Below are 15,533 nucleotides of genomic sequence, written 5' to 3' on the forward strand. Positions count from 1 at the left end.
TGTTTATTTGAAAGAAGTATAGGAAAGCCTAAAAAATTATCAGAGTAACACCGGCCATCCAATATGCATCCCATTCGATATAGAAGATGATGCAGTTTGTAAGTAATTGTTTAAACAGCGTTCCTAACGACCCTAAAACAAATGAAATTAATTATTCTAAATACTTTTTCTTTTATTAGTTTCTTGACACACTATATGGACGCTGATAACCTTACAATAATATTTAAAAGGAAGCAGGAGGCGCGTCTACTTATGTGGGAATCAAAATTTGTAAAAGAAGGCTTAACGTTTGATGATGTATTGCTTGTACCAGCTCATTCGGAGGTTTTACCGAAAGATATCGATTTGGCTGTTGAATTAACACCAAAACTTAAGTTGAAAATTCCAGTGATCAGTGCAGGCATGGATACAGTAACGGAAGCTAAAATGGCAATTGCAATGGCTCGTCAGGGTGGATTAGGAATTATTCACAAGAATATGAGCATCGAAGAACAAGCGGAACAGGTTGTTACTGTAAAGCGTTCAGAAAATGGCGTTATTACAGATCCTTTCTTCTTAACTCCTGAACATCAAGTCTATGATGCAGAACATCTAATGGGCAAATACCGCATTTCAGGTGTTCCGATTGTCAAGAACGAAGACGATCTTACACTTGTCGGGATCATCACAAACCGTGATTTGCGCTTTATCCAGGACTATTCTTTAAAGATTGACGATGTCATGACTAAAGAACAATTGGTCACTGCTCCGGTAGGAACAACTTTAGAAGATGCAGAAAAAATTCTGCAGCAATACAAGATCGAAAAATTGCCGATTGTTGATGGCAATGGCCTTCTTAAAGGGTTGATTACCATTAAGGATATTGAGAAAGTGATTGAATTCCCGAATGCTGCTAAAGATGAGCACGGCCGATTATTGGCAGGAGCAGCCGTAGGCGTCACTTCAGACACAATGAAACGCGTCGAGCATCTGGTGAAGGCTTCTGTTGACGTGATTGTGTTAGACACAGCTCACGGCCATTCAGAAGGCGTTTTGGGCATGGTTAAACAGATTCGTGCTGAGTATCCGGAACTGACAATCATTGCAGGAAACGTAGCTACGGCTACTGGAACCAAAGCGTTGATCGAAGCCGGAGCTGATGTAGTAAAAGTCGGAATTGGACCGGGTTCCATCTGTACAACACGCGTTGTAGCAGGCGTGGGTGTCCCTCAAATTACAGCTGTTTATGATTGTGCAACAGAAGCTCGCAAGTATGGCAAAGCCATCATTGCTGATGGAGGGATCAAGTATTCCGGAGACATCATTAAAGCATTGGCAGCAGGCGGCCACGTAGTTATGCTGGGCAGTTTGCTGGCAGGGACAACTGAAAGCCCAGGAGATACTGAAATCTTCCAAGGACGCCGTTTTAAAACTTACCGTGGCATGGGATCAATCGCTTCAATGGAAAAAGGCTCAAAAGACCGTTACTTCCAAGATGATGCAAAAAAATTGGTTCCAGAAGGCATCGAAGGGCGCTTGCCTTACAAAGGACCACTTTCTGATACCATTCACCAATTACTTGGCGGTATCCGTGCCGGAATGGGCTATTGCGGAACAAAAGATTTAGAGACTTTGCGTGATGAAGCACAATTTATCCGCATGACAGGTGCCGGTTTGCGCGAAAGCCATCCGCATGACGTACAAATCACCAAAGAGTCTCCTAACTACTCAATTTAATCGACTTCTCAGCACCTTTTCGGTCAATCTTATGACGGAAAAGGTGCTTTTTTCATGTTTGCATTTTTGGGTCTGGAGAATATGGTAGAATAGCATGTGGAATATTATAAACGGAGGTAGTTATCCAAGTGAAAAAAGTTTTTAATAAAGGTTTATTGATGGCTTTAATGGCAATTTTGACTTTGACTGCAATTGTTCCGCAGCAAGCACAAGCGGAAGAATCGTTACATATAATGGCGGAAGCTGCGATTTTAGTGGATGCTGAAAGCGGCAAGATCCTCTATGAAAAAAATGCCGGAAAGCCTTTAGGGGTAGCCAGCATGACCAAGATGATGACAGAGTACCTGTTGTTCGAGGCGATTGAAGACGGACGGATCAAATGGGACCAGGAATACCAGGTGACGGATTATGCTTATCAAATTTCCCAGGATATGCGTTTGAGCAACGTGCCATTCCGCAAAGATGGCTCTTATACCATCAAAGAATTGTATGAAGCGATGGCTATTTTCTCAGCCAACGCTGCAACGATCGGCATTGCTGAAACGATTGCCGGGACGGAAAGTGAATTTGTTCGGTTAATGAATGAAAAAGCTGAGGAAATGGGTTTAGAAGAAACAACTTTCGTCAATTCAACTGGCCTCAGTAATTCGAGCCTAATGGACATGCATCCGGAAGGGACAAAAAAGACTGACGAAAACCTGATGCCGGCAAGATCAGTGGCAAAACTGACGAAAATCCTGCTGGATGATTATCCGGAAGTGCTTGAAACGACAAAGGTTCCAGTGATGATGTTCCGCGAAGGAACGGCAGATGAAACGCGTATGGAAAATTGGAATTCAATGCTGCCTGGCTTAATTTATGAATACGAAGGCATGGATGGTCTGAAAACTGGAAGCACGGATTTCGCGGGCTATTCGTTCGCTGGAACAGCGAAAAGGGAAGATACCCGGTTGATTGCAGTCGTCATGGGGGCTGTAGACAATGAAGGGGCCGGTTCTTATAAAGCCCGTTTCGATGCAACGCGTGCGTTGATGGATTTCGGATTTGGCCAATTTACAACAGAGGAAATCATTCCTGCTGGCTATCAGTTTGAAGGGCAGGAAACCTTAGCCGTTGAAAAAGGCGTGGAAGAAGATGTTTCAATAGCCGTCAAAGAGCCGGTGACGATGATGATCCGGACCGCTGACAAGAAATTGTATCAACCGGAATTGCTGTTGGATGATTCAGTTGTCCAGAACGGCAAACTCGAAGCTGCTGTAGAAAAAGATGCAGTGGTTGGAACCGTGGAAATCGCAAAAGCGGATGGAACGGAATACGGTTATTTAAGCGGCAGCGCCGAAGATATTGAAGTGGCGACGACTGAATCTGTAGAACGTGCCAATTGGGTATCTTTATCGATGCGCAGTGCGGGAGGGTTTTTGTCTTCTCTATGGGACGATGCCGGTGGTTTTGTAAAAGGATTATTTTAATAAAGAAAGCCGGCCATCTACTGGATGACCGGCTTTTTTCAATGGATTTCCCAGCAAGACATCAATTCAGTGATGCCGGAATGGATTTCTTTTTCCGACAGCCCGCCGAATCCAAGGACAATTTTAGGGTGGGGGTTGTCTTTTTTATGGACGTCATAAGATTCCATCCCTGTCACGCGGATACCGGCTTCTTGAGCTCTTGTGACAAGCTCTTTTTCGGTAAGCGTTGTTTGAACAGTCAAGACAATGTGCATACCGGCCTGTTCCCCTGAAACGATGACGGTAGGTGCATATAAAGCTAATGAGGCACTGAGTTGCTTGATTTTTTTCTGGTACAGTTTGCGCATGCGGTTCAAGTGGCGTGCGAAATGTCCGTCTTTCATGAACGTTGCGACCATTTGTTGGTCGTGCCTAGGCACTGATGAAGAGTAATGAAGAAAAGTTTGCTGGTACGCGCGCAGCAGCCGTTTTGGAAGGACCATATAGGCAAGTCGCAGAGAAGGCATCAACGACTTGGAAAATGTGCTGAGGTAGATGACCCGGTCGCTCCGATCCATGCTTTGCAAAGCTGGAATGGGCCGGCTCGTATAACGGAACTCGCTGTCATAATCATCTTCGATGATGTAACGTTCTGGTTTGGCCGCCGCCCAGTTGAGCAATTGCGCCCGTTTGGTCGCGCTCAGAACAGAGCCGGATGGAAACTGATGAGAAGGGGTAACGTATGCAACATCGACATTGGACGCTTCCAATTCGCTGACGTTTAGGCCATCGGAATCCAGTTCAATGGGAACCGATTGGCGGTCATGATGATTGAAAATGCTGTGCGTCAGTGCATAACCGGGATTCTCGTAACCGAACACAAGCGTTTTATCGAGAAGGCGGATCAACAGCGGCAGCAGCTGCTCGGTACCGGAACCGATCACAATTTGCTCTGCATCACAGATGACTCCGCGTGACTGATACAAATACCTGGCAATTTCCTGTCGCAGGGCATCATCCCCTTGAGGATGGCCTGACAACAGCAATTCGTGGCTCGACTCATCGAGAATATCACGCGCCAGTTTACGCCAAGTGGAAAAAGGAAACGAGCGCGTATCAATACTGGCTGAATTAAAATCAACTTTGTAGGAAATCGTTTCTTTTGTAACCGGTTCATCTTGCGGAATATCCAAATAGGCAAGTTCTTCAACCGGCTGGGCATAAAATCCTTTTCGCGGCCGTGATTCAATAAATCCTTCGGCAACAAGCTGGGAATAGGCAAGTTCGACAGTCGTTTGGCTGATTTGAAGATAATCCGCCAATTTTCGCTTGCTCGGTAATTTGGTATCAACTTGTATGCTGCCTTCAATGATGGCTTTTTTTATTTCACGGTATAGCTGTTTATATAATGGGGTTTGAGACTGTTTTTGTAGCTGAAACATAAGCATATCCATTTGCCTTCCTCCAACTGACCTTATTGAAATTAAGAGAACTGAGTCTTTTTATATGGTCAATCTTTATTATACTGAATTTATCAACAAATAGGGGGAATTCGTAAATGAGTGAGCAAGGAACAGACCGTGTAAAAAGAGGAATGGCCGAAATGCAAAAAGGTGGGGTCATCATGGATGTCGTCAATGCGGAACAGGCACGTATTGCTGAAGCGGCAGGTGCAACTGCTGTCATGGCACTGGAACGGGTGCCATCTGATATTCGCAGAGACGGTGGAGTGGCGCGGATGGCAGATCCGCGCATAACGGAAGAAGTGATGAAAGCCGTCTCGATTCCAGTTATGGCAAAAGCCCGCATTGGCCATATTGTAGAAGCCCGCATCCTGGAAGCGATGGGTGTAGATTATATTGATGAAAGTGAAGTACTGACGCCGGCAGATGAGGAATTTCATCTGTTGAAGAATCAATACACGGTGCCGTTCGTCTGCGGTTGCCGCAACTTGGGAGAAGCAGCGCGCCGGATCGGTGAAGGAGCTTCTATGCTGCGTACGAAAGGCGAGCCGGGCACCGGCAATATTGTCGAAGCGGTCCGTCATTTGCGCCAGGTGAATGCAGAAGTGAGAAAAGTGATTACCATGAGTGAAGATGAGTTGATGACGGAAGCGCGCAATCTTGGAGCTTCTTATGAATTCTTGAAAGAAGTGAAGCGTTTGGGCCGCTTGCCGGTTGTCAATTTTGCTGCTGGTGGCGTAGCGACTCCGGCGGATGCGGCATTGATGATGGAATTGGGGGCTGACGGTGTATTCGTTGGATCCGGAATCTTCAAATCCGATAATCCCGAACGGTTTGCGCAGGCAATTGTCGAAGCCACTACGCATTACCAGGATTATCAATTGATTGCGGAGCTGTCCAAAGATCTGGGAATCGCTATGAAAGGCATTGAGATATCGACGATTGCTGCAGGTGAGCGCATGCAGGAGCGGGGCTGGTAAAGATGAAACGAGTAGGAGTTCTTGCTTTACAGGGCGCTGTTCGCGAGCATCTTCAATCCATTGAGGCATGCGGAGCGGAGGGCGTTTTGGTAAAATGGCCGAAAGACCTCGAAACGCTGGACGCCTTGATTTTGCCTGGCGGCGAAAGTACCGCCATGCGCCGTTTGATTGATCGGTATGGAATGATGCAGCCATTGCGGGATTTTGCCGAAAGCGGAAAGCCGATGTTCGGGACATGCGCCGGGTTGATTTTATTGGCAAAAACAGTAGTTGGTTACGAAGAACCGCATCTTGGCGTTATGGATGTCGCGGTAGAGCGAAATTCATTCGGACGGCAAGTGGACAGTTTTGAAGCACCGCTTGAAATCAAAGATTTGGACGGAGCATTTGATGCCGTCTTTATCCGCGCTCCGCATATCGTCAGTGCCGGACCATCTGCGGAAGTATTATGTGTTCATGATGGAAGAATCGTCATGGCAAAAAGCGGCCAGTTTTTGGGTTGTTCTTTTCATCCGGAACTGACGGAAGACCATCGCATTACGGCGTACTTTTTAAGCATGATTCCCAGTAGGTCAGGCTTTCCCTTGCCAAATTAAGCAATTTATAGTAAAGTATGATTAATTTCAAAGACGAAACGTTGATGGGAAGTAGTAAAACGATTGTTTTTCCAAAGAGAGCCGGTGGTTGGTGCGAACCGGCGAAAAACGCGTTTGAATCCGTCCCGGAGTTGCATGGCGAAAAAAGCCATTGCCGGTTTTAATGCCGTTATGTGATGAAGAGGATTGGCTTTTGCCGATCAATCAGGGTGGCAACGCGGGTAGCTCTCGTCCCTTTACCAAGGGATGGGGGCTATTTTTGTTGTCTTTTTTTGTTAATCAAATTTTAGGAGGAAACAATTATGTTGGATATTCGTTTTGTACGTGCGAATTTTGAAGAAGTAAAAGCCAAGCTGGCGAAACGCGGAGAAGATATTTCTGTACTGGATGATTTTGAAGGATTGGATTTGAAACGGCGTGAATTGATCGCGCAGACTGAAAAATTGAAGGCGGAACGCAATGAAGCTTCCCAAAACATTGCTGCCATGAAACGGGCAAAAGAAAATGCGGATGAAGCCATTGCAAAAATGCGTGAAGTCGGCGATAACATCAAAGCTATTGATGAAGAACTGCGTGAAGTGGAAGAAAGCCTCCACTACATCATGATGCGTGTCCCGAACATTCCGCATGACAGCGTCCCGTTCGGCGATTCTGAAGATGATAATGAAGAAATCCGCATGTGGGGAGACAAGCCGGAATTCAATTTCGAAGTAAAACCGCATTGGGATCTGGGCACGGATTTAAACATCATTGATTTTGAACGTGCAGCAAAAGTAACAGGAAGCCGCTTTGTTTTTTACCGCGGACTTGGCGCACGATTAGAGCGCGCATTGATCAACTTCATGATGGATCTTCACCAGGAAGAGCATGGCTATGAAGAAATGCTGCCGCCGTATATGGTCAACCGTGAAAGCTTGACCGGTACCGGCCAATTGCCGAAATTTGAAGAAGATGCTTTTCTGATCGAAAAAGAGGATTATTTCCTGATTCCGACATCTGAAGTACCGGTGACGAACTTCTACCGTGATGAGATCCTGACAGCGGATATGCTGCCGCAAGCCTTTGCTTCTTACAGCTCAAATTTCCGTTCTGAAGCGGGTTCTGCGGGGCGCGACACACGTGGATTAATCAGACAGCATCAATTCAATAAAGTCGAACTGGTGCGCTTTGTGAAGCCTGAAGATTCTTATGATGAATTAGAAAAATTGACAGGCCATGCTGAAAAAGTGCTTCAGCTTCTTGGATTACCATACCGCGTACTGAAAATGTGCACCGCAGACCTTGGCTTTACAGCTGCCAAGAAATACGACATCGAAGTATGGATCCCAAGCCAAGAAACGTACCGGGAAATTTCATCTTGCAGTAATTTTGAAGATTTCCAGGCAAGACGTGCAAACATCAAATTCCGCCGGGAAGCAACCGGCAAACCTGAGTTTGTCCATACCTTAAACGGCAGCGGACTGGCAATCGGCCGGACTGTGGCGGCATTGCTTGAAAATTGCCAGCAGGAAGATGGATCAATCAAGATCCCTGAAGTGCTGCAGCCTTATATGGGCGGCAAAAAGATCATCACTAAATAAAAAAAGGCTCAAAAGCACTTTGCTTTTGAGCCTTTTATTTTGATAAAAGGGTAAGGAGTAGATAAAGAGCATTTGTGAAGGGGGTTTGTTAGATGGAAAACGTGAACTTTCAATTCCTGGAGTCGAACGGCATCACTCTCCATGTTGCTGTGGCCGGCCCTGAAGATGGACCATTGGTTGTCTTGTTGCATGGCTTTCCGGAATTTTGGTTTGGCTGGAAAAATCAAATTCAGCCGCTGGCGGAAAAAGGGTACCGGGTAGTGGCACCTGACCAGCGCGGCTATAATTTAAGCGACAAGCCAGAAGGAATCGATAATTACACGGTCGACCATTTGCGGGATGACGTTATCGGCATCATCGAGCATTTTCAAAAAGAATCGGCCATTGTCATCGGGCATGACTGGGGAGGGGCCGTTGCCTGGCATTTGGCAGCCACACATCCAGAGTATGTGGACAAACTGATTGTCCTGAATATCCCGCATCCGAAAGCCATGCCTCGGGTATTGAAGAAAAATCCCCTGCAATGGATGAAGAGCTCTTATATTGCGTTTTTCCAGCTGCCCAACCTGCCTGAAAAGGCTCTAGGTATGGGAGAGTTTAAAACGATGCAGCAAAGCATAGAACAGACCAGTAAGCCGAATACATTTTCTTCGCATGAAATGGAGCAATACAAAACGGCGTGGTCGCAGTCCGATGCGCTGACAGCCATGCTGAATTGGTACCGGGCCATCCGGCGGGGCAGCTTCCGCCAAATCCCGGAAACAAAAATCAAAGTGCCGGTCAGGATCATCTGGGGATTGGGTGACCAGTTCCTGTCTCCCATGCTGGCAAAAGAAAGCATGTCTTTTTGTGAAGAAGTCAATTTGACGTTTGTCGGAGAAGCGACCCACTGGATTCAGCATGAGCAGCCTGATATCGTCAATCGGTTGATCGAGCAATTTATCAACGAATAAAAGCGGAAGACCCTATAGGTGGGTTTTCCGCTTTTGTTTTTTGATTTCCCGAAGGTTTCGGAAAAATTGGGTCAATAGCTGGCCGCATTCATCAGCAAGGACATTTTCGGTTACTTGGCATTGATGGTTGAACCGCTCGTCGTTCAGCAAGCGGTATAAAGAATCCACACTGCCGGCTTTTGCATCCCGTGCACCGTAGATAACATGGGGAATCCGGGATTGCAGAATGGCGCCTGCGCACATTGGACAGGGCTCTAACGTTACGTAAATCTTTGTATCTTCCAGCCGCCAGTTGCCCAGATGTCGGCAAGCTTCTTGAATCGCCAATAGTTCCGCATGGGTGACTGCATTTTGCGTCGTTTCCCGCAAGTTGTGGGCGCGCGCTATTACTTGATCCTGATGGACAATGACAGCACCAATTGGAACTTCCCCTTTAGCTGCGGCTTTTTGTGCTTCTTCAATTGCCAATCCCATGTAAAATTGATCGATTTCCATTCCGTTCATGATGCATCGCTCCTTAGTTCTAGTGTAGCATGTTCGGGCCTGCAAAATGAGCAGGGAAATGCAGGCAGACAAAAATCATTATAAAGCGTAAAATAAAGAAACGAAAAGACTGGGAGTGAAGATATAGGTGAAACAGCATAAAAAGGAAAAACCACTTCATTTTACAATCCGCTTTGTGTTCATCATTATTGGCGCCGCGATGGCCGCTGCTGCCATTGAATTGTTCCTGGTGCCGAATTCCATCATCGATGGCGGGATTATCGGAATTTCTTTGATCGTGGATTATTTGACGGTGGTTCCTTTTGGGATATTGCTGGTCATCATTAATTTGCCTTTTCTTTATTTCGGCTACAAGCATATTGGCCGCAATTTTTTCATTTCTTCCATTTTTGCTATTGTGGCATTGGCCTTGATTGAAATACCCCTGCACCGGATTGAACCTTTCGTAGAAGATCCGCTGCTGGCTACTATATTTGGCGGTCTGCTTCTGGGGGCAGGTGTCGGACTTGTCATCCGCAACGGCGGAGCGCTTGACGGAACGGAGATTTTAGGGATTTTGCTCACGAAAAAATTGCCGTTTTCGATTGGTGAGTTTGTCATGTTCTTTAACGTCTTCATTTTTGGGTGGGCCGCATTTGTCCTCGGGATCGAACAGGCTATGTATTCGGTTCTGACCTACTACATTGCCTCCAAGACCATTGATGTCGTCATACAGGGCTTGGATGATACAAAAGCTGTGCTGATCATCTCGGAAGAATACGAAGAAATCGGGTTGGCCATCAATGACCGGCTGGGCCGCAGTTTCACTAAACTGCATGGCAAAGGCGGTTATTTGAACTCTCCGAAAGACATCATTTATGTAGTGGTCACCCGTCTGGAAATCACCAAACTGAAACAAATTGTAGCAGACATTGATTCCAAAGCCTTTTTGACGATTATGGATACCCAGGAAGTGCATGGCGGAACATTTAAAGCAGCGATTCATTAAACAAACTGTCGGTTTTCCGCTCTACTTTTAACCGAGTTGGTGTGTTAAAATAAATGGCATTGCAATTTACTTGAATCGAAAAAGGAGGACTTCACATGCCGGTGCCATTCATCACGGTAGAAGGTCCGATTGGGGTAGGCAAGACTTCGTTGACGAAAGCGCTCGCCGATCAAAATCAATTTCAACTGTTAAAAGAAATAGTAGACGAAAACCCGTTTTTAAATAAATTCTACGAAGACATAGAAGAGTGGAGCTTCCAGACAGAAATGTTCTTTTTGTGCAATCGCTATAAGCAATTGGCCGATATCCAGAAGAAGTTCATTTCCAAACAGGAACCGGTCGTCGCCGATTACCATATCTTTAAAAACCTGATTTTCGCAAAACGCACATTGCCGGAAGCTGAGTACGCCAAGTATGAAGCTATCTATAAAATCTTGACGGTGGATATGCCGAAACCGAATATGGTTATTTACCTGCATGCCAGTCTGGATACATTGATGAAACGCATCAAATTGCGTGGTCGTGAATTTGAGCAGATGATCACGCCGGACTATATGGAGCAGTTGGCAGCCGATTACCACGAGTTCATCGAACGCTTTGAGCGTGAGCATCCTGAAATTCCAGTGTTGCGTTTCAATGGGGACGAAATCGATTTTGTCCAAAACAGCGGCGATCTTCAGCTGATTTTAGATAAAGTGGATGGAACTTTACAAAAGAGGAGTTTGACTTTATGAATTTACGAGAAAAATACGGCATTCCACAGAATGCAGTAATTACAATAGCCGGCACAGTGGGTGTCGGGAAATCTACAATGACGAAAGCCTTGGCAGATGCCTTGCAATTCCGGACTTCATTTGAAAATGTCGATACCAATCCATATTTGGATTTGTTCTACGATGATTTTGAGAAATGGAGCTTCCATTTGCAGATTTATTTCTTGGCAGAACGCTTTAAAGAGCAGAAGCGGATGTTTGAATACGGCGGCGGATTTATCCAGGACCGCTCGATTTATGAAGATACCGGAATTTTTGCGAAGATGCATTGGGAAAAAGGCACAATGAACAACGTGGATTACGAGACGTACACGAACTTGTTTGAAGCAATGGTGATGACACCTTATTTCCCACACCCAGACTTGCTGATTTATCTGGAGGGTTCGATTGAAGACATTCTTTCCCGCATTCAGGAGCGCGGCCGTGTGATGGAGCAGCAGACACCAGTGGACTATTGGCTGGAAATGCATCAGCGCTATGAAAACTGGATCAATTCCTTCAATGGCTGTCCAGTTCTCCGTTTGAACATCAACGATTACGATTTGATGAACAATCCGGACTGCTCCGAGCAAATCGTTGAGCGTATCGGCAGTTTTATGAAGCAAACTTCTATTCTGCGCAAATAAAGAAACCCTTGGGCATTTTTTGCTCAAGGGTTTTGTTTTATTTCCAGGTAATACGAAAAAATGGACATGAAAAAACCGGAAAGCCGAAGCCTTCCGGTACTCTATATCGAAATAATCAGACATACAAGTTTTAAGAAAAATTCGTTACATACGTAACGAATCCAATCTCGAATTTATATGCGCGTGTAAATTCAAAAAATGGAGGAGGAAGAGGGATTCGAACCCCCGCGGGATTTGACTCCCCTGTCGGTTTTCAAGACCGATCCCTTCAGCCAAACTTGGGTATTCCTCCGTATTGGACATGAATTAATTTATCATGGATGAATAATGGATGTCAACCATTATTCTCTTTTTTATAAAAAATTAATGAAAAACCGATCTGCACCCGGAAATATGCTCGATTAAAAAGAAATTAAGATTTAAGGAAGGTTACTGATTGATTTTTTAACAAATCATTCGTATACTAGTAAATGCCGTGCTAGGTGGGAAGATAGCGGTGTCCTGTAACCTGCAATCCGCTTTAGCAGGACTGAATTCCTTTCTGAGGCTGTTTGCATGTAAGGTCTGCCTCTTGCACGTAGTGTTGACATCTGGGTCCTGCGCAATGGAATCCCATGAACCATGTCAGGTCCGGAAGGAAGCAGCATTAAGTGGAACATTCCATGTGCCGCGGGATCGCCTAGATCGAGCCAACGACAAGGGTAACGCTTATGTGCAGCAGTCGAAGAAAGGTGCACGGCAATAATCTTTAAATTCAAACCTGTCCGCTCTTGAGCGGGCAGGTTTTTTATTGTTTTATTCACGGAATCATCCTCTCCTGTACAGGGAAATCATTCAAGAGAACCGGCTTTTTATGATACAATAAAGGGACGAAAAACAGATTCTTCAAAAGGAGAGAACAAGTTGGCGTATCAAGCTTTTTACCGTGTTTACAGACCACAGTCCTTTTCTGAAATGACAGGTCAGACGCATGTCAAACAAACTCTTCAAAATGCTCTGCTTTACAATAAGACAACACATGCTTATTTGTTTTCGGGGCCGAGAGGGACAGGGAAGACCAGTGCAGCGAAGATATTTGCCAAAGCATTAAACTGTGAGCAGGCGCCGGCGTCGGAGCCGTGCAACGAATGTGCTTCCTGCAAGAGCATCAATGAAGGGTCAAATACCGACGTCATCGAATTTGACGCGGCTTCCAATTCCCGTGTCGAAGAAATGCGGGAGATTATTGAGAAAGTCCGGTTTTCACCGGCGAATTCCCGCTTCAAGATCTACATCATCGATGAAGTGCACATGCTGTCGAACAGTGCGTTTAACGCGTTGCTGAAAACATTGGAAGAACCGCCGGAACACGTGGTCTTCATTTTGGCAACGACAGAGCCGCATAAATTGCCGTTGACGATCATTTCCCGCTGCCAGCGCTTTGATTTTAAGTCGCATACACAAGTAGACATTGTTGCGCGTATGGTGGAAGTGTTGACGGATGCACAGATTCCTTATAACGAACAAGTGCTTAAAATAATTGCTCAAGCTGCAGCAGGTGGGATGCGTGATGCACTCAGTCTGTTGGATCAAGTAGTATCTTTCAGCGGCGATGAAATGACGATTGAAGACGCATTGCTGGTTACGGGTTCCATCAGCCAGGATATGTTCTATGGAATCGCTGAAGCATTGCTTGCCAAAGATATCGGACAGGCGTTGACTCTGTTGGAGCAATTGGTGCGCGACGGCAAAGACCCCGTGCGGCTGGTTGAGGATTTCATCACCTTCTTCCGTGATCTCTTGTTGATCCAGACGGCGCCAGACCTTCACGATATGTTGGAGTTGGCGACGCATGAACCGCGTTTTGAAGAGCTGGCCAAGCGATTTGAACCGGCGACGCTGTACACTTGGATTGATATTCTATCCAAGACACAGCAGGAAATGCGTTTTTCCAACCATACGAAAATTTATATGGAAACAGCCTTGCTGAAAATGGCGCAGGCGGATGTGCCGGTCCAAAGCACGGCTTCTGCAGTGTCACCCGAACTGGAAGCGAAAGTCATCCAGTTGGAAAACCTGGTGCGCGAATTGCAGCAGCAAGTACAGAATGGGGCCGGCAGCGGCGCAGCGGCGGCACCAGCCGAGCAGAAAAAACGCCAGCGTGTGCAAAGCAGCTTTAAAATACCGACGGGACGCATTCAGGATGTTTTGAAAAATGCGACCAAAGTGGATATTCAAGCAATCAAAACCAATTGGGCGACAGTCATGAACCAATTGCAGCGATCGCATTCGGCTTTATTGAATGATGCAGAGCCGGTAGCGGCATCAGCAGATGCATTTGTGTTAAAATTCAAGTATGATATTCATTGCCAGATGGCTTCCGAAAACCAGACGTTTGCCGCAACTTTCAGCCAGTTGCTGGAACAGTATGCAGGCAAAGCTTATACGCCGGTTTTTGTTCCGGATGCCAGTTGGCTGAAGATCCGTGAAGAGTTTATTAAAAAGAGCGGATTGAAAGCGGGCACTGAAGAAAAACAGTCAGAGGCTGAAGAAGAAAATCCGTTTTCGGGTGAAGGGGCAGTGGCGGAAGAAGATCCGTTCATCTCAGAAGCCGAACGTCTTTTCGGAAAAGACTTTGTCGAAGTTCATGACGATTAAAATGAAAATTCTAAGGAGGAACTAATTATGCGCGGTGGAGGAAATATGCAAGGCATGATGAAGCAAATGCAAAAAATGCAAAAAGAGATGGCGATTGCTCAAGAAGAGCTTGGTACATTGAAGTTCGAAGGAGCAGCTGGCGGCGGTATGGTCAAAGTCACTGTATCCGGCCACAAAGAAGTATTGGATGTTGTATTGGATCCAACAGTCGTAGACCCGGAAGATGTTGAAATGCTGCAGGATCTGTTGATCGTAGCGACAAACGAAGCGTTTAAAAAAGCGGATGAACATGCGAATTCCACAATGGGGAAATTCACGAAGGGCTTAAATCTCCCGGGCATGTTCTAGGAGGTAAACCAGATGCATTATCCAGAACCCATTTCGAAATTAATGGAGAGTTTTATGAAATTGCCAGGGATCGGGCCAAAAACAGCAGCCCGGCTGGCATTTTTTGTGCTTGGCATGAAGGAAGACACCGTGCTTGATTTTGCTAAAGCTCTTGTGGATGCAAAGCGGAATTTAAGTTTCTGCTCGGTGTGCGGCCATATTACTGATGTGGACCCTTGCCATATCTGCCAGGATCAGCAGCGCGACCGCACGACGATTTGTGTGGTGCAGGATCCGAAAGATGTCATCGCAATGGAGAAGATGCGCGATTATAAAGGCTTGTACCATGTTTTGCAGGGTGCTATTTCTCCAATGGATGGCATTGGTCCGGAAGATATCAACGTACCATCCTTGCTGAAGCGTCTTCAGGACGAAGAAGTAGAGGAATTGATCTTGGCAACGAATCCGACGATCGAAGGCGAAGCGACAGCGATGTATATTTCCCGTCTGGTAAGGCCATCAGGAATCAAGACTACACGGATTGCCCACGGTCTTCCGGTAGGCGGCGATTTGGAGTATGCAGACGAAGTGACGTTGTCAAAAGCTTTGGAAGGCCGGCGCGAGCTTTAATAGAAAGAAGAGGCGGAATAGAGATTATAGGCATTTAATAAATTGGGAAATATTCTGATTTATTATGTTCGGCATATAATAGTCTGGCAAGTAAGATTAGTCCTGAGCGAAAAGAAGAATGCTTTGAAGAGAAAGAGGAGTCAAGTAGAATGGCTTTACAGAGCCGTTTAACTTGCCTTCTTTTTTAAACTCTTCCTATAGAAGGGAAAGAGCGGTTCAGAAGGAATGTTTTATAAATATAATTTTATTTCCCAAAAGTGTTGACAGTTTGGATAATATGCTTTAATATCATAGGAGTCGTCAAGAACGACA

14 protein-coding genes, 1 tRNA gene, 1 other RNA gene and 1 other annotated feature are annotated in these 15,533 nt (G+C 45.7%); of the genes, 13 read left to right on the top strand and 3 right to left on the bottom strand.

Annotated elements, in window-relative coordinates; all coding sequences use genetic code 11:
- Positions 1–252: 252 nt before the first annotated feature.
- Positions 253–1,716, top strand: a complete 1,464-nt coding sequence (gene guaB / locus QMA01_RS17755) for an IMP dehydrogenase (RefSeq protein ID WP_191716940.1) — start codon at positions 253–255, stop codon at positions 1,714–1,716.
- Between the two features lie 128 nt (positions 1,717–1,844).
- Positions 1,845–3,185: a serine hydrolase gene (locus QMA01_RS17760; protein WP_203341449.1), complete on the top strand. Its 1,341-nt coding sequence runs from the start codon at positions 1,845–1,847 to the stop codon at positions 3,183–3,185.
- A 38-nt stretch (positions 3,186–3,223) separates the two neighbouring features.
- Here QMA01_RS17760 and pdxR read toward each other — a convergent pair whose 3' ends face one another.
- Positions 3,224–4,618 carry a MocR-like pyridoxine biosynthesis transcription factor PdxR gene (gene pdxR, locus QMA01_RS17765; protein ID WP_290215573.1) on the bottom strand — a complete coding sequence of 465 codons (1,395 nt, stop codon included), beginning with the start codon at positions 4,616–4,618 and terminating at the stop codon, positions 3,224–3,226.
- A 104-nt stretch (positions 4,619–4,722) separates the two neighbouring features.
- Here pdxR and pdxS point away from each other — a divergent pair, with 104 nt between their 5' ends.
- The 4 genes from pdxS to QMA01_RS17785 all read left to right on the top strand — a co-directional run bounded on the left by pdxS (position 4,723) and on the right by QMA01_RS17785 (position 8,736).
- A complete protein-coding gene (gene pdxS, locus QMA01_RS17770) occupies positions 4,723–5,607 on the top strand; it encodes a pyridoxal 5'-phosphate synthase lyase subunit PdxS (protein WP_290215574.1) in 885 nt (294 codons plus the stop codon).
- Between the two features lie 2 nt (positions 5,608–5,609).
- Positions 5,610–6,203, top strand: a complete 594-nt coding sequence (pdxT, locus tag QMA01_RS17775) for a pyridoxal 5'-phosphate synthase glutaminase subunit PdxT (protein ID WP_290215575.1) — start codon at positions 5,610–5,612, stop codon at positions 6,201–6,203.
- 32 nt (positions 6,204–6,235) lie between these two features.
- Positions 6,236–6,442 (top strand) — a binding site (T-box leader).
- A gap of 63 nt (positions 6,443–6,505) precedes the next feature.
- Positions 6,506–7,783, top strand: coding sequence for a serine--tRNA ligase (gene serS / locus QMA01_RS17780; protein ID WP_290215576.1), 1,278 nt, complete (start codon positions 6,506–6,508; stop codon positions 7,781–7,783).
- 92 nt (positions 7,784–7,875) lie between these two features.
- Positions 7,876–8,736, top strand: a complete 861-nt coding sequence (locus tag QMA01_RS17785; protein ID WP_290215577.1) for an alpha/beta fold hydrolase — start codon at positions 7,876–7,878, stop codon at positions 8,734–8,736.
- A 12-nt stretch (positions 8,737–8,748) separates the two neighbouring features.
- Here QMA01_RS17785 and tadA read toward each other — a convergent pair whose 3' ends face one another.
- Positions 8,749–9,240, bottom strand: a complete 492-nt coding sequence (gene tadA / locus QMA01_RS17790) for a tRNA adenosine(34) deaminase TadA (RefSeq protein ID WP_290215578.1) — start codon at positions 9,238–9,240, stop codon at positions 8,749–8,751.
- 127 nt (positions 9,241–9,367) lie between these two features.
- Here tadA and QMA01_RS17795 point away from each other — a divergent pair, with 127 nt between their 5' ends.
- The 3 genes from QMA01_RS17795 (at position 9,368) to QMA01_RS17805 (ending at position 11,627) form a co-directional block, all read left to right on the top strand.
- Entirely contained in the window at positions 9,368–10,228 is an 861-nt protein-coding gene (locus QMA01_RS17795) for a YitT family protein (protein WP_290215579.1), read from the top strand.
- Between the two features lie 95 nt (positions 10,229–10,323).
- Positions 10,324–10,962: a deoxynucleoside kinase gene (locus QMA01_RS17800; protein WP_191716949.1), complete on the top strand. Its 639-nt coding sequence runs from the start codon at positions 10,324–10,326 to the stop codon at positions 10,960–10,962.
- Positions 10,959–11,627: a deoxynucleoside kinase gene (locus tag QMA01_RS17805; protein WP_191716950.1), complete on the top strand. Its 669-nt coding sequence runs from the start codon at positions 10,959–10,961 to the stop codon at positions 11,625–11,627. Before QMA01_RS17800 ends, QMA01_RS17805 begins: the two co-directional genes overlap by 4 nt.
- A gap of 199 nt (positions 11,628–11,826) precedes the next feature.
- Here the strand turns inward: QMA01_RS17805 and QMA01_RS17810 are convergent.
- Positions 11,827–11,919, bottom strand: a tRNA-Ser gene (locus tag QMA01_RS17810).
- Between the two features lie 181 nt (positions 11,920–12,100).
- Here QMA01_RS17810 and ffs point away from each other — a divergent pair.
- The 4 genes from ffs to recR all read left to right on the top strand — a co-directional run bounded on the left by ffs (position 12,101) and on the right by recR (position 15,221).
- Positions 12,101–12,366, top strand: an RNA gene (gene ffs, locus QMA01_RS17815) — signal recognition particle sRNA large type.
- Positions 12,367–12,530: 164 nt separating this feature from the next.
- Entirely contained in the window at positions 12,531–14,264 is a 1,734-nt protein-coding gene (gene dnaX / locus QMA01_RS17820; protein WP_191716951.1) for a DNA polymerase III subunit gamma/tau, read from the top strand.
- 27 nt (positions 14,265–14,291) lie between these two features.
- Positions 14,292–14,612, top strand: coding sequence for a YbaB/EbfC family nucleoid-associated protein (locus QMA01_RS17825; protein WP_191716952.1), 321 nt, complete (start codon positions 14,292–14,294; stop codon positions 14,610–14,612).
- Positions 14,613–14,624: 12 nt separating this feature from the next.
- A complete protein-coding gene (recR, locus tag QMA01_RS17830; protein ID WP_008497656.1) occupies positions 14,625–15,221 on the top strand; it encodes a recombination mediator RecR in 597 nt (198 codons plus the stop codon).
- Positions 15,222–15,533 lie beyond the last annotated feature (312 nt).

Origin of the sequence: Planococcus notacanthi (assembly GCF_030407825.1) — a bacterium.
In the GTDB taxonomy this organism is placed as follows: domain Bacteria; phylum Bacillota; class Bacilli; order Bacillales_A; family Planococcaceae; genus Planococcus; species Planococcus notacanthi.

Coding starts and splice junctions, on each gene's coding strand:
- guaB (WP_191716940.1), top strand. CDS start 253: ATGTGGGAATCAAAATTTGTAAAAGAAGGCTTAACGTTTGATGATGTA.
- pdxR (WP_290215573.1), bottom strand. CDS start 4,618: ATGGATATGCTTATGTTTCAGCTACAAAAACAGTCTCAAACCCCATTA.
- pdxS (WP_290215574.1), top strand. CDS start 4,723: ATGAGTGAGCAAGGAACAGACCGTGTAAAAAGAGGAATGGCCGAAATG.
- pdxT (WP_290215575.1), top strand. CDS start 5,610: ATGAAACGAGTAGGAGTTCTTGCTTTACAGGGCGCTGTTCGCGAGCAT.
- serS (WP_290215576.1), top strand. CDS start 6,506: ATGTTGGATATTCGTTTTGTACGTGCGAATTTTGAAGAAGTAAAAGCC.
- QMA01_RS17785 (WP_290215577.1), top strand. CDS start 7,876: ATGGAAAACGTGAACTTTCAATTCCTGGAGTCGAACGGCATCACTCTC.
- tadA (WP_290215578.1), bottom strand. CDS start 9,240: ATGAACGGAATGGAAATCGATCAATTTTACATGGGATTGGCAATTGAA.
- QMA01_RS17800 (WP_191716949.1), top strand. CDS start 10,324: ATGCCGGTGCCATTCATCACGGTAGAAGGTCCGATTGGGGTAGGCAAG.
- QMA01_RS17805 (WP_191716950.1), top strand. CDS start 10,959: ATGAATTTACGAGAAAAATACGGCATTCCACAGAATGCAGTAATTACA.
- QMA01_RS17825 (WP_191716952.1), top strand. CDS start 14,292: ATGCGCGGTGGAGGAAATATGCAAGGCATGATGAAGCAAATGCAAAAA.
- recR (WP_008497656.1), top strand. CDS start 14,625: ATGCATTATCCAGAACCCATTTCGAAATTAATGGAGAGTTTTATGAAA.